Here is a 14,232-nt window from a genome sequence, read left to right as displayed (position 1 = left end):
TCAAACTAAAGTCACTAAATCTGGGTTTTGTAAATGGGGAGTACCATTCCAGCTAACAGGTTCCCAATGACCATTTTCTCTTTTAAATATACTGAGAGAGGAGTTGGTAATCGATTTCATAAATACAGGAAACTCGACTGGTAACATTTTACAAGAGAGGCCCATCATAATCGCGATGGGAGTACTCGAAGAAACAACGAGTGTGCTCTTTACATCCAATGGAATCTCTTTTGGGCCGACGGATACCTTATCTACATACTCCTTGAATGTATAGGGTTCGATAGGATCCCAAACACCGTGAACCCAATCATGTAATACAATTTGAATGAGTTCTTGGAAATAGTCTCTAGTTTCTTCTTTCCCTTCTTCCCAAGCTTTTTTATAAGATTCAAATAATTTGGCAAAATCAGCATTCGCATGACGGATCTTAGCTGCAAGACCGAGCCACATTTTAGAATCAAATTCGTCCCAGGCAGAGTTTTCGATTGGTTCAGGAATACAAAACTGATCCTTGGAAAAACTTTCGATGATACCTTGTGCCGTTTGTTTTTGCCGATTGAGTGAGCCAGTGTAAACAGAATCAAACTCGATTCTTTGATTTTTGAAATATTCTCCGAGTAGTTTTGCCTGTTTCCAACCGTGTTCGGTTAGTTGGTCATAATTTTTTCCAAGACGATCAGCTTGCCCATGGCGAACCAAATACAATAAAGACATTTAAGTTTGGAACCTCGGATTGGAAATACTCAGAGTTTCCTTTAATTGATTTTTTGCAAAATCCCAAATAGGTCCACCTGGTTTTAAATCCAAACTTTTATTTTTTGTTTGGTTACGAATCTCTTTTGCAAATTCCAGGTTCCATTCCAAAAGAAGATTGTATTTTTCCTTTCGGCTCAAACTCGCAAATTGTGCAGAGTCGACCTTTTCTTCTAAACTAGAAATTTTTAAATTTAAGTTCAGAATACGAGACCAATCAGATTCAAGTTCCTGTGATTCGGTTTCTCTTGCAATGACACCAAGCATGTTCCAAGAAACTAATGCCTTATAGGATAATAAATCATCTCCCTCTAATTTTGGAAGAAGATCCTTCATTAAAAAATCCTGAATGGCTGAAATCAGTTCCTTTGTTTCTGGTCTATATTGCACAATTTACTCCCATAACAATACTTAAGCGACTACTTGTAACGTTCCGTATTTGAATAAAAAACCTTGGCCCAAATCAAAACCAGTTTTTGTAGCGATTTCCAAATCTGCCTGAGTTTCAATTCCTTCCAATATACATTGGATTTTTTGCAATTTTGCAAAACTTAAAAAACCCTTTAAAATCTCGGCATAGTTTTTATCTGTACGAAGTAAAGACAACCAACGCCGATCAAATTTTAAATAACTCGCACCTTCTAAAAATTCAAAACAAAATAAATTGTTTTTTCCACCAATATCATCCAAAGCAAATGGAATATTCATTTCTTTAAGGTGGTTCATACAAAACTTTGAGTCCTCAACTGAGGCATAGTCTGTGTTTTCAATTAATTCGCACACTATGTTTTTTTCTCTCTTAAAAACCGATTCCCAGTGATCTGAATGAATTTCCTTACTATAAACATGGGCATCCATATTCAAAAAAAGCGGATATCCTTCTGGCCGATTTTGAATTTGAAAGTTTTTCAATTTTTTCTCAAAATCAAAAAAGAATCCAGGATCATTGTGTAAAATTTGAAAGGCTCGGTCAGGAGCAATTTTCCCACTACCTGTATAAAACCTGGCCAGTGCTTCATAAGCCACAGTTTTCTTTTCCAAAATAGAGACAATCGGTTGGTATTCTGAAGCAAAACTACCATTCCAATATATGGTTTCCAAAGATTGATACTCTTCCCAATACCTTGGTAACTGGAAAACATCCATTCCTAATTCTAGAGTTTGTTCCATAAGAACCTCCGACTCTTTCCAGGAAAAGGGGCCTAGGCCTAGAGTCAAGGTAAATGATTCTGATTCTCAATATCTAAATAGACATAATATTCAGAATATTCTTTGAGACTTACAGAGATTCAATGAGTCGCATGGCTTCCCATTCCATTTCTGCTGTCCGCCGGCCAATGGCTGCGAGTTCGATTCCCTTGTCTTTTCCAGAAAGATGTCTTTCCGTTTGTTGTGCGCTTCCAATGGCCCAACGAACATTCCCCATAATCTCCCAGAAAGTCACTTTGAAAGGATCCACTGGGATACCAGATGTCCTTTGGTAGGCTTCGTAAAAATCTTTACGATCTCCAAAACCACCCACCTCTTTGCCAAGCCGACCAAATCTCCAATCCCGCATACAGAGCCAAGCGATGTCTTCATGACGATCACCAAAGTGTGCGAATTCATAATCTAAAATTCCTTGGAGTCCTTCCGCATTCATCATAAAGTTTCCCGTGCGAAAATCTCCATGAACTAGAACGATATCATCAATCGAAGGAGCATTGGATTCCAACCAATGTAAACATAATTCAATGGCCGGATGGGCTTCCGCAAGTTCGTCTAACGATTGTCTTAGATCAGAGATTGCAATCGATGCGTAATTTTCGATAGTAACTAATTTTAGTTTTTGTTTTAGCTCTTCATCCAAAACCGAACTTGGTTTTACCGTATGGAGTTTGGCTAGGTTTTCCGCTAGATCTGAAACCATATTTGTTTTACGGTAAGAATCTAATTCTTTATCTTTCGTGATGTATCGGCCTGTTGCCTTACCACCAATTTTTTCCATAAGAAAGAACGGGGAACCTATCACATCTGATGTTTCTTCTAAAAACACAGGAGCAGGAGTTTTCACACCTGCTTTGTAAACAAGTTCAGCCACTTTGAATTCGTCTCGTTTGGACAAAGAAGATAATAAACTAGCTCCCTTATCCGTACGTAACACTAATGATTGTTTACCGGATTTGGAAACTAGGTCTAATGAATAATTATCCTGGCAAGCCCCTCCACTTAAGTGGTGGATTTGGGAGACCTTTACGTTGTCTTTCCAAATCGTTGATAAATGAAGTTCAACTTTTTCCTGTAGTTCCTTAATTTCCATACTCTAAAAACCTCAGAAGTCCCATTTCTCCGATACATAATTTCGGCCGATCACCATTTTATGAACTTCAGATGGACCGTCGGCAATCCTTGCTGCTCTTGCATCTCTGTAAAACAATTCTAGAGGGAGGTCTCTTGAATACCCCTTACCCCCACAGATTTGGATTGCCATATCGATGGTATTACATAACGACTCACTTACTTTCCATTTCGCCATAGAAGTTTCTTGGCGGGCATCCTTTCCTGTTTTTAATAACCAAGCCGCTTTTAGTGTGAGAAGGAAGGCCATTTCAATTTCTGTCGCACGTTCTGCAAACATCCACTGGATTCCTTGGTGATCAGCTATACGAGAATTAAAAACTTGTCTCTCTTTCGCATAACTACGCGCAATCGAAAGAGCTCGTCTTGCCATCCCAGTCCAACGCATACAATGAGTCAAACGAGCAGGACCAAGTCTTTCTTGAGAAAGTCGAAAACCCTCGCCAATACGGCCAAGAATCATATCTTCCGCAACTTCTACATTTTCGAAGTTGAGTTCGCAGTGACCACCTGGCCCATGTGAACCCATAAGTTCAATCTCCCGAACCATAGTGTAACCTTTGGCATCAGTCGGCACAAGGAACATCGTTGTTTTGCGGAAACTTCCGTTTACCTTTGCCATCACAATCAAATACTTTGCACCATTAGCCCCAGTACAATACCACTTACGACCGTTGAGAATGTATTTATCCCCTTGTTTTTCGGCATTGGTTTGTAAAGTGGTGGGATCTGACCCGGCTCCAGGGGCAGGTTCTGTCATAGCAAAACCAGTTCGCAAATCCCCTTTGATTAACGGATGTAATATGAGTTCTTTTTGTTTTTCTGTAGCAGCAAGTGAAAGTAAATGCATATTCCCTTCATCCGGTGCGTCACAATTAAATATGTAGGGAGCAATAGGTGAACGACCCAGTTCACTAAAAATAATACAGGTTCCAATCAAATCCAAACCCAGTCCACCTTCTGATTTAGGAAGGTGCGGAGTCCAGAAACCAGCGGCTTTTACTTTAGCACGCGCTTGTTGGTTGATATCTTCTGGCATTCGACCTTTTTCATAATCATAATGTTTTTCCAGAGGAATGATTTCATTTGTGATGAAGTCTTGGATGTTTTTGCGAAGTGTTTCTACTTCTTGTGAAATTTCAAAGTCCATTGATTCCCAGAATTACAAGAATCAATGAGTAACGTAAAATCTTTTTTTAGTGAGATCGAAAAATAGGTCTTTCGCGTTTTGAATTTCTTCTAATTTCAAAGTGCAAATGTGGACCGGTCGCTCTACCTGTTTGTCCAACTTCCCCAATTTTTTGGCCCTTTTTTACTTTCTGACCTACGTTTGTATTAAAATCAAAAAGATGTCCATAACGAGTTTCATATCCTAAACTATGTTTGATGATAATTAAATTCCCGTAACCACCTTGTTTGCCTTTAAAAATTACTTCACCTTCCATGGAAGCAAATACATCTGATCCTTGTTCGGCGGCCAAATCAATCCCACCATGAAATGTTTCTTTTTTTGTAAATGGATCTAAACGTTTTCCATAACCGGAAGAAATACGAGCCTCTGTTAATGGAAATTGAAATCCGAACCCATAAAAGAATGACTTCTCAGATTTACCCATAGAAATTCCAGGTAAAAACCATTTCTCGCGTTCGGAATCATATTGTAATTTATTAGAATCGAGATTATATTTTTCAGCTAACTTTAATTTGGTTTTTTCATCACCGGATAATTCTTCGGGATGAAAGGTTCCGCGCATATTGGGAATTTCCAAAACCATACCTGGGGACAAATCATGAGGAGAACTTAGTTCGTTTACAGAGGATAGAGTTTCTAGATCCATACCGGTTCGGGCCATGATTTTAAAGAAGTTATCTTCTTTTCTCACCTTATATTCATAATACTTGAGGGGGATGAGCTCCTCTCGTTTCGTTCCAGATTTGGAAATCCGTAAGTTCTCTTTGATTTCCGTCCGAAGATTTTTCAGCGAAGGGTTGGTATATTCCAAATTTGCCAACGTGAGCGGACTCGAAATCAGTGTAGGAAATCCACAGGTAAAGCAGAGAAACAGGACCCATTTTAGAAAATCGACGGTTTTAGACATAATCCCTTACTTTGAATATCGGCCATTTTCTAAAAAAACGGTGACGATTCTTGCCGAAATTGAGGAACTGTAAGGCAGATGCAGAATCGTTTTTTTGAGATCTTTCGGCTGACTGCCTATTCTTTAGGTCTCGTTTATGTATGTTCCTTCTTTTATTCCGTTATTTTTTTAGCCTTCGTCAATAATTCGGTACTCAGCGATCGAATTCCCGAAGACCAACTACTCCCTCTCTATGAAGAGTATTGGGAAGGTAAGATGGACTTTACTACCATGCTTGCCGAATATGAAAAAATTGTGACCCCCATTAAAGAACAATTCCAGAAAGAAATTACGGAAAACCCAAGTTTGCTTTTGTCACAATTTTACGATAAAGTATTTTCAGAAAAACCTCATTACTTGTTAGGACATTCGATTCCATGGTTTTTATGTTATGTGGGTCTTGGTTACCTGCTTTATAAAAAAGTATTACAAATTCCTGTCACAAATCTGCAAGATGAGTTATCGATACCTATTTTACTCAGAGGAATTGCTAACGGTTTCTTATGTTTTATCGTCGTGGTTATCTTTGGTTTGATATTGGAACGATTATCAGTTCCTGTGGAATCAGGAGTGTTCGCCAAAAAACTCTATGAAGCCATTCATGGAAATGGATACTTACTGGCTTGGGGAATTTATGTTGTAGGTATCATTACAGGAATTTTAGAAGAAATCTTTTTTAGAGGTTTTTTACTCAAAGCTTTTATCGATAAAAATCTAGCCCAAGAAGGATTGTTTATCGTTTCTTTACTTTTTGGTTGGCTGCATTATGGTGAGGGAACTTCTATTGCCATTCCATTTATTATTTGTGGCGTGGGAATGTTCTTCGGATATATCTATATCAAAACAGGAAATATCTGGATCGCTATGGCCTGTCATGCCACATACAATTCGTTAGGTTTAATTAATGCTTACCTTCAACTCCCTGGAGTCCAGTCATGAATTTTATTTTAAAAGGATTTCATTCCTTTGTTTTTTATTTTTTGTTTTTAGTTTTATTTTCAACCAGTGGGGTTAGTTCCTTATTTGCTGGTGAAACAGTAGAAATTTTGGGTGGCCCAGAAGACGTTAATCTTCGTTTGGTTGCTCTTCTAAACAAACTTGATCCTGATTTTTATGCAGACGAAAAAACTCAAGGTTTTGTTTACAGATATAAAAATCGTTGGAAAAACCCCTACGACTTTAATATCTATGTTGGAAAAGTTGGAAAAACATCTCCTGATTCCATCATTCGTATTGAGTCTCCAAGAAGAGGCCAAGAACGGATGTGGAAAGAAATCTTCGAACAAGAATTACTTCAAAAACCTCCACATGAATCAGCAGTCCCACTATCAGAAAAGTATCATGCCATCTCACAAGGTTTGAATTTAATCACTCCCATGGCTTCTGTAGGTTATAACTCTTGGAACTCTCCTTTATTCAGCAACCGAGATACATTAGTAAGTATGAGCATTTATTTACTTTGTGATTTGATTTTGGCCGGTGGAGCATATATGTACGCTCAAGAGAATCTACCTAAAAAAAATATTTGGGACAATATGATGAACACCAAGGGACCGGGGAATGTTTGGGAATCACCAAATGCAGTGGGGGTATTTGCGGCCCTCGCTGTCACAAGAACCATTCGTGCTTTCGATGCTTGGGAAGATACAGCAGCACATAACAAAACAGCACAATTTGGTTGGTCCTTTAAGTTTTAATCGTTCTAAGATTCCAACCAAATCTAGCGTATATTTATGATTTGAATAGATCCCTTGCGGCGTCTGCAGCACTGGATCTTTCGAAATCTTCTCTCTCAATTAAAGTTAAATCCAAACCTTCTTTATCAATTCTACTTAGAATCTTTCCAATATCTGCCACCTTACTCAATTTAGTTGCCAAATACTTGAATGTAACTCCGCAATCAGGACATTTTTTATCCTTTAAGTAATTTAATCCTAATTTTTTACAATTCCCGCAAGTTCCATATAAATCGTCGATATACAGTAGTTGTTTTTTTACATCTTCCACATTGAGTTGTCGCCAAACTCGAACAAATTTAGTATTCTTTCCGGATGCATCTGAAGTCATAGGCAATAGGAAGTATCGTTTATGAATCTTGTCAAGAAGCAATCCTCCGCGGTTTTAATCCTACTGATTTCTCTTTTCGGCTTTTTAGCTGTTGCCATCGGTGCCTTTGGTGCACATGGACTTAAAAAAATTATCGCTCCTGAGCTTATGGTAATTTTTGAAACAGGAAATCGTTATCATTTTTACCATACGCTAGCTGCACTGATAGCCTTTATACTACTCCAGTTATCATTACAATCAGATGCACCCGCAAAAAGTAAAAAGTTCTTAAACGTCGCAACTTGGATGTTTCTTGTTGGGATCTTGATTTTTTCCTTTAGTTTGTATGCACTTACAATTACTGGTGTCAAAGTTTTAGGAGCCATCACTCCTATTGGTGGAGTGAGTTTTTTAATTGCTTGGATTTCTTTGGGAATTGGATCTTTTTATCTCTTTGTGCCAAAGAAATAGTGACCTTGTTTACTAATTAAATTTCTAGAAATTAAGCCGTCTGCGATGAGTAACAAACCTTCGGCGGCGGCTTTTTTGGCATCTTCAGAACTATCTTTTTGAAGAGCCATTAACTCATGTACATACTTTCTTTTTTGTACATCCAAAACTCCGAGCATTGACCCTGCGATTTTTTCATCCATTTGCATAAATGCAAGCGCAAGTGTTTGTGGAGGTGTTTCTATACATAGATAGTATAATGCGAGATTATCAAAATATGATAATTGGCTTAGTTTTTCTAATACTTGTTCTGATCCTGACATATAATTCCCTTGTAATTTGATATTCGAAATTGATTTATTTTGTTACTTCTTCGATTTTCCCATTCAAATAAGATATTAAATATTTTGAATTCGCAGATTCACCTGTAACTTGTTGCATTAAAGTATCTACATCATATATTTTTCCTTTAGAATGAATATTTTTTCTGAGCCAATTTAATAGATCAGAAAAATCACCTTTCGTTGAAAATTTGTTATGCGAATCAGGGAATTCTTCTGTAAATTTTTTGAAAAACTGCGAACTGAAAATATTTCCGAGTGTATAGGTTGGAAAATAACCAAACGCCCCCATGGACCAATGAATGTCTTGTAAAACACCTTCTGCATCATTTTCGATTTTGAGTCCAAAACTTTCTTTCATCTTTGTGTTCCAAACTTCAGGCAAATCTTTTACTTGGATTTTTCCGTTGATTAGATCTCTTTCAATTTCAAAACGAAGAATGATATGAAGATTATAAGTCACTTGGTCGGCTTCGACTCTAACTTTTGTTTTTTCTGTACTGTTGATGTATTGATACAACTCTTTAAATGGAAGTTCTTTGTCTGTGAATCCAAAATCGGAAAGAAGGATAGGGTAAACAAATTCCCAAAATGGTAAAGAACGACCTACTTGGTTTTCCCACAATCGACTTTGTGATTCATGAATTCCTAAACTTAAAAATTCTGTAATCGGAGTCGGCCAATCTGGCATTGCAGAAAGTCCAGATTCATAAAGAGAATGACCCGTTTCATGTAACACACCAAAAATAGATGATAATGGATCTGTTTCAGAATACCTTGTAGTAATTCGTTTATCACCTTTGCCTAAACTGGTAGAAAATGGATGGTTGCTTGTATCTAATCGAGATTCTTTGGTAGTGAGTCCCAGAAGAGAAGGCAAACGATTACAAAATTTAGTTTGTTTGTCTATCGAAACTGGGCATGGAAATGGATTTTTAAATTTTGGAGCTGTAGTCACGATAGGAACTAGTGACTCTTTCAAATCAGAAAACAAAATTTGAATTTGGTTTGCTTTGGCACCTTTTTCATAACTATCGAGGAGTGCATCATAAGGTTCTGTCGTATAACCAAAGTAATCTGCTTGTTTTTTTGATAGTTCTACAAGTTCTTCCAATCGTTTGGCAAATGTTTGAAAGTTTTTTTCCTTCTTTGCGGCGGCCCATTCAGCATGAGAAAGATTGGTTACCCTCGCAAATTCAGAGACAAAATCCGAAGGCAATTTATCCGCCTTCTCCTTCTCTTCCATTAGGACTTCTAACTCGCGGTTCCATAGTGACCGCTCTGATTCAGGAATTTGGCTGATTGAGTCTTTTGCTAATTGGATTTGGTTTAGAAAAGATTTATCGGTCATCCAATCATGGGTGAGTTCTGCCACAGCAGCAATCTGTGCCGATCGGTATTCACGGCCTTCTTCTGGCATCATCACTTCTGAATCCCAATGGAGAACTGATGAGATGTCTTGAAACAGTTTGATTTTACGATATTGTTTTCGGTAATTTTCGAGTGCTTGGGGCAGAGCCATAGTCTCATTTTCTTCCTACCACACTTTCTGGAACCAAAAATCATTGACCCCTCACCCACAAACAAAACTATGTATTTACTGTCGCGGGTGTGGTGTAACGGTAGCACAGCAGCCTTCCAAGCTTCTGGCGAGGGTTCGAGCCCCTTCGCCCGCAAAAGACAGATCCTTTAACTTTTCCAAATATCTAATTTTAATCTAAGTATCATTTCGAAGGGATCGAACTGTGACGCGACTTGGAACAGGAGTGACCCATATAGGGAACGACTGTTACAGTAAGAAAGCCACGAGGACGAGCGGTGCCGTGCCCAGGAGCGCAGTGAGAACAAGATATGTCCGAGACCAAGTCCCTTCGCCCGCAAAGCTGGTACAGATTGGATATAAGTATCCCCGCCCGATTGAGGGAGGGGAACTAGACCCGCCACCCAATGACTCCCTTCTACTACAATCCCCTCATTTCAGATATCCAATTCTAAATACTCCTGAAATTATTCCCAATAAGTTCATATTTTATAAACTTATTGTTTTCTGGCTCAGGAAGCCCTTCCAATCTTTGTGGCTTCTTTCACTTCTACTAGTTTTCCTGTTTTGACATCATAATAGTATCCATAGACAGGAATGTCTTTAGGGATTAGAGGATGGTTTCGGATGCGTTTAACATCGTCGATCACACTTTGTTCTAGATTTTCAAAGGTTAAAAACGGAATAAACTTCGCTTCGTCTGAACCGCCAGATTCTTCTAAGTTACGCCATCCATTAGAATCAATGGTTGCCGTTTTCAAACTTTTAGAGAGAAGGTTACGAATGATCGGATCAGTGAACAATTGCATCCCACAATCGGAGTGATGGATGACAAAAAATTCTTTTGTCCCTAATAGTTTGTAAGAAATCACAAGAGACCGAATTGCATCATCGCTTGCACGTCCACCGGCATTGCGAATCACATGGGCATCTCCTTCCGCAAGTCCTGCATATTTTGCAGGATCAAGTCTTGCATCCATACAGGTGAGGATGGTAAAACTTCTCGCGGGAGGGAGGGCGAGTTCCCCTTTCTTCCCAAATTCCGATGCGTATTTTTCGTTCGCACCAATGACTTCACTATGAACTTTGCTTGTTTCTTGTTGTATGAGTGTGTTTGACATAGTGGATAAAAATTTCAATATAACGAATTAGGCAAGAATTCAATTTCCTGGGGATGGATTTCCTTTCTAAATCTGTACATTGGATTTAGCAAATGACCAAAAGATTGGAGAGGAGGGAAAGACTGAATCTATTTTTGTTAGATGTTATGTTCTGCGCCAGGGATACGGAAGGCTTGGTCGCCTACCATCGTTAGATGGAAGGTGACGGGAGCGAACGCGCACCCTGGAATAGCCCGGTCAAGGCAACTCTAGGGTTTTTGTTTTGGGTCCATTTGAGGCGCTAAAAAAACATTCACTTAAGATTAGTGAATGTTAATCATTGTTAGTTTGCTAGTGAGTAATCAGTATACCCTTTTTCACCAGGTGTATAAAGAGTGGTTTGGTCAAAAGAAGCTAAGGTAATATTTTTTTGGAATCTTGTGACGAGATCTGGATTGGCAAGGAAAGGTTTTCCATAAGCAACAAGGTCAGCGAGTCCTGACGAGAGGTCTTTTTCCGCACGTTCCACATCATAACCACCACTTAAAATCAATGTTCCTTTGAATGCCTTTCGAATGTTCCCAACAGTTTCTGGTTCCACAGTTGGTGCACCCATTGAGGAATGATCTACTAAGTGAATATAAACAATTCCTATTTGGTTTAGCTTTTCGGCTAACAATGTATATTCGTCGTGAGTTTCTGGGAATGGGAAAAGGTCATTAAAAGCACCATAAGGAGACAAACGAATCGCAGTTTTTTCTTTTCCAATCGCTTGGCTGACAGCTGTCGCTACTTCTACGATATATCGAATCCGATTTTCAATCGATCCACCGTATTCATCTGTTCTTTGATTAGAACTTGGATGTAAAAATTGTTCTAACAAATATCCATTGGCCGCGTGTAATTCCACTCCATCAAAACCTGCTTGGATGGCATTTTTAGAAGCCGTCACAAATTCTTCTAAAGTTGATTTTAATTCTGCTTTAGACATTTCCTGTGGTGTGGGATGGTCTTTCATTCCTTCTGCATCGGTCCACATTTGTCCTTTAGCAAGAATGGCGGATGGGCCAAGCACCTTAGCTCCTTTCGGTAAATTGAGTTCATGCCCAATACGACCTGTATGCATAAGTTGCACAAAAATTTTGCTTCCTTTGGCATGTACTTTATCGGTTACTTTTTTCCAAGCTTTGGTTTGTTCTTCGGAGTAAATTCCAGGAATTCTCGCATAACCAAGTCCATTCGGAGATGGAGAAGTTCCTTCGGTAACGATAAGTCCCGCTTCGGCTCTTTGTTCGTAGTAAGTTGCGACGATATCTCCTGGGATATTGTCGATGGAACGGGAACGGGTCATGGGTGCCATGACCACTTTGTTTTTTAGGGAAAGATTTCCTAACTTCGCTTCTGAAAATAATGATTTCACAAGGTTCTCCAATATTAATTTATTATTGGAAAATAGACTATAACATCAAGTCATTTGATATATATTTATTTAATATTAAACTAATTTCGAAAAAAATTTAAAAATCGATTCCGAGAATGGTTAGGTCGTCCTCACGATCCTGACCATTTAGGAAAGTTTGTAGTGTTTTTAGGAGGTGATCCTCTGCTTCCTCTAAACTCAAATTCCTTGTCGATTGGAAAAGATCGTAAGCTTTTTCTTCCCCAAACTCTTCTTCTTGGGAATTAGAGACTTCGAAAACACCATCGGTAAACAAAAAGAGCCGGTCTCCCGATTCCCAATCGAGTTCCGATTGTCCATAATGGATTTGTTTTTTCAATCCCATCATTCGGCCGGTTTTTTCTAAAAGTTGGATTTGGTTCTTTTTTATAAGAACCGCAGCCGGATGACCGGCCGATGCAAATTGAATCGTTTTTGAATTGAAGTCGATATCAACAATCAGCGCAGTCAAAAGGCTATTGAGAGAAACAAAGTTATCCATAAACTCTTCATTAAAAATTTCCATCACTTTGGAGGGACTCAGTTCAAAGTTTTTGATATTATCATACAAACCTTTGATGGCCATCGTAATCATAGCCGCATGCACTCCGTGACCAGTTGCATCAGCGATTAAAATTCTAAATTTAGAGTCACTCAGCTGGGAAACATCAAAAAAATCTCCGCCAACTTCCGACACAGGAAGATAACGATACACAAGATTTAATCGTTTGATCAGGTTTGGATCTGTGATGAGAGAATTTTCTTGGATTTTTTTAGCAACAAAAAGATCTCGTTTCATTGCAGTTAAAGTTTTATTCAAGGTGTGAGTTCTTTCTTTGACCTTTTCTTCTAAATCTAAATTGGACTGTTCTAAATTAAACTTTGCAAGTGCTTCTGCTGTTTCTTTTTCTCTGATAATTGTATTGTAGCGATCGGCAAGGGCAAAGGCAAGTAACAACATTTCGGCGGCAGACCCAAATTGTGGGCCGTCAATTGTAAACGAATTGGTGGGAATGAAGCCCAGAGCTCGAAGTGTGGAAACAATCAAAGCAAAAAATAAAAATGCAAATGCCAGTAGGAAAAAATATGCGATTCTTTCTTTTTGGACAGAACACATAATCGCAGTGAATAAAATCCAAAATGCAGTGAATGAATGACTAATGACAATCATTTTGATAAAGGTATGAAAAGATAAAATATACAAAATCGGCAAAACAATTTGAACAAAAATCAAAAGTTTACATATAAAGTCCAACTTTGGAACTAAAGTATCTGTATTTAATAAATTTCGCATAAAAATCAAAAATAAAATCAACACTAGAGAAATCAAAAGATTGATCGAATACTGATCCAACCATGGTGAATTTTTCCATAAATATTCCGATGCGATTCCGTTATACGATGCAATGGATAAAGCCGTTGAAAATACCAACAAAACATACAGTAGATAGTTGGTATCTTTTAAGATAAAAAATACAAATAAATTGAAGATGACCATTGCAAATGCAATCCCGAAATAGATTGCCTGGATGACATGATCATCAATTTCGTGTCGATCATAAGCTACTCTTTCCCACAATTGAATGGGGAGATTGATTGCATTAGGTGAACTTACCTTTAAATAGATTTGGCCGATGGAATTTTCAGGAAATGTAATGGGAAAAACAAAAAACCGACTTTTGTACGGGCGTTCTGACAAAGGAACAAGATAACCTGAGTTAAATTTTTCTAACCCATTTTGATTCTGAAAGTACAAATCCATTGTTTGTAACCTTGGGTAAGCGATAACAATGACAATGTCTTTGGATTTAGGATTCGAATTTTGTAATTGGACACGAAGCCAATATGTAGATTTTGAATAGGAAAAATTAAATGCTTCGGTTGATGAAGGAACTTTTAAAAATTTTGATTCATAATCAGGTGAGCTTACCGTTTCAAAATCTAAATGATTGCTTGGATCTTCCAAAACCAAGATAGAACTAGGAAGATAAACAGGAGTTGATTCTATATTTCCTAGTTCGATGACAGAAACTTCCCCAAAGATTCTCCCGCTTCCTAAAAATAGGAAAATCATCAGAGAAAAATATAA

Annotated in this window: 15 protein-coding genes and 1 tRNA gene; 4 read left to right on the top strand and 12 right to left on the bottom strand. The window is 38.1% G+C overall.

From position 1 onward, the window contains the following. The 6 genes from CH361_RS01345 to CH361_RS01320 all read right to left on the bottom strand — a co-directional run bounded on the left by CH361_RS01345 (position 1) and on the right by CH361_RS01320 (position 5,189). A complete protein-coding gene (locus CH361_RS01345; RefSeq protein ID WP_100789023.1) occupies positions 1–714 on the bottom strand; it encodes a histidine phosphatase family protein in 714 nt (237 codons plus the stop codon). After that, on the bottom strand, positions 715–1,143 hold the full coding sequence (locus CH361_RS01340) for a hypothetical protein (RefSeq protein ID WP_100789022.1): 429 nt from the start codon (positions 1,141–1,143) through the stop codon (positions 715–717). Between the two features lie 21 nt (positions 1,144–1,164). Next, positions 1,165–1,923, bottom strand: coding sequence for an EAL domain-containing protein (locus CH361_RS01335; protein WP_100789021.1), 759 nt, complete (start codon positions 1,921–1,923; stop codon positions 1,165–1,167). 109 nt (positions 1,924–2,032) lie between these two features. Next, on the bottom strand, positions 2,033–3,052 hold the full coding sequence (locus tag CH361_RS01330) for a phosphotransferase family protein (RefSeq protein ID WP_100789020.1): 1,020 nt from the start codon (positions 3,050–3,052) through the stop codon (positions 2,033–2,035). Between the two features lie 12 nt (positions 3,053–3,064). After that, complete coding sequence (locus CH361_RS01325) at positions 3,065–4,240, bottom strand: acyl-CoA dehydrogenase family protein (protein ID WP_100789019.1); 1,176 nt, start codon at positions 4,238–4,240, stop codon at positions 3,065–3,067. A 46-nt stretch (positions 4,241–4,286) separates the two neighbouring features. Then, entirely contained in the window at positions 4,287–5,189 is a 903-nt protein-coding gene (locus tag CH361_RS01320) for a LysM peptidoglycan-binding domain-containing M23 family metallopeptidase (RefSeq protein ID WP_100789018.1), read from the bottom strand. Positions 5,190–5,267: 78 nt separating this feature from the next. Between CH361_RS01320 and CH361_RS01315 the strand changes: the two genes are divergently transcribed. Then, on the top strand, positions 5,268–6,167 hold the full coding sequence (locus tag CH361_RS01315) for a CPBP family intramembrane glutamic endopeptidase (protein ID WP_100789017.1): 900 nt from the start codon (positions 5,268–5,270) through the stop codon (positions 6,165–6,167). After that, positions 6,164–6,925, top strand: coding sequence for a hypothetical protein (locus CH361_RS01310; protein WP_100789016.1), 762 nt, complete (start codon positions 6,164–6,166; stop codon positions 6,923–6,925). The genes CH361_RS01315 and CH361_RS01310 overlap by 4 nt, the downstream gene beginning before the upstream one ends. Before the next feature lie 34 nt (positions 6,926–6,959). On the opposite strand, the gene CH361_RS01305 is transcribed toward CH361_RS01310, so the two are convergent. Next, on the bottom strand, positions 6,960–7,295 hold the full coding sequence (locus CH361_RS01305) for a hypothetical protein (RefSeq protein WP_100789015.1): 336 nt from the start codon (positions 7,293–7,295) through the stop codon (positions 6,960–6,962). A gap of 21 nt (positions 7,296–7,316) precedes the next feature. On the opposite strand from CH361_RS01305, the gene CH361_RS01300 reads away from it, so the two are divergent. Beyond that, positions 7,317–7,745 (top strand): DUF423 domain-containing protein, encoded by a 429-nt coding sequence (locus tag CH361_RS01300; protein ID WP_100789014.1) that lies wholly within the window; start codon positions 7,317–7,319, stop codon positions 7,743–7,745. On the opposite strand, the gene CH361_RS01295 is transcribed toward CH361_RS01300, so the two are convergent. Together CH361_RS01295 and CH361_RS01290 are read right to left on the bottom strand one after the other, a co-directional pair. Continuing rightward, the gene (locus CH361_RS01295) at positions 7,721–8,047 is read right to left on the bottom strand and encodes a hypothetical protein (RefSeq protein ID WP_100789013.1); all 327 of its coding nucleotides are present in this window, start codon (positions 8,045–8,047) and stop codon (positions 7,721–7,723) included. The two genes, CH361_RS01300 and CH361_RS01295, sit on opposite strands and share 25 nt — an antisense overlap. A gap of 34 nt (positions 8,048–8,081) precedes the next feature. Continuing rightward, complete coding sequence (locus CH361_RS01290; protein ID WP_100789012.1) at positions 8,082–9,587, bottom strand: carboxypeptidase M32; 1,506 nt, start codon at positions 9,585–9,587, stop codon at positions 8,082–8,084. 83 nt (positions 9,588–9,670) lie between these two features. Between CH361_RS01290 and CH361_RS01285 the strand changes: the two genes are divergently transcribed. Then, positions 9,671–9,741: transfer RNA gene (locus tag CH361_RS01285), tRNA-Gly, on the top strand. 376 nt (positions 9,742–10,117) lie between these two features. Here the strand turns inward: CH361_RS01285 and CH361_RS01280 are convergent. From CH361_RS01280 to CH361_RS01270, 3 genes are all read right to left on the bottom strand, one after another. Next, positions 10,118–10,726 carry a beta-class carbonic anhydrase gene (locus CH361_RS01280; protein WP_100789412.1) on the bottom strand — a complete coding sequence of 203 codons (609 nt, stop codon included), beginning with the start codon at positions 10,724–10,726 and terminating at the stop codon, positions 10,118–10,120. A 322-nt stretch (positions 10,727–11,048) separates the two neighbouring features. Then, positions 11,049–12,125, bottom strand: coding sequence for an alkene reductase (locus CH361_RS01275; protein ID WP_100789011.1), 1,077 nt, complete (start codon positions 12,123–12,125; stop codon positions 11,049–11,051). A 97-nt stretch (positions 12,126–12,222) separates the two neighbouring features. Beyond that, positions 12,223–14,217: a SpoIIE family protein phosphatase gene (locus CH361_RS01270; protein WP_244279461.1), complete on the bottom strand. Its 1,995-nt coding sequence runs from the start codon at positions 14,215–14,217 to the stop codon at positions 12,223–12,225. Positions 14,218–14,232 lie beyond the last annotated feature (15 nt).

It is taken from the genome of Leptospira brenneri (assembly GCF_002812125.1).
GTDB lineage: Bacteria > Spirochaetota > Leptospiria > Leptospirales > Leptospiraceae > Leptospira_A > Leptospira_A brenneri.
The sequence above is the reverse complement of the archived record's forward strand: the minus strand, read 5'-3'. Positions and strand labels throughout refer to the sequence as shown.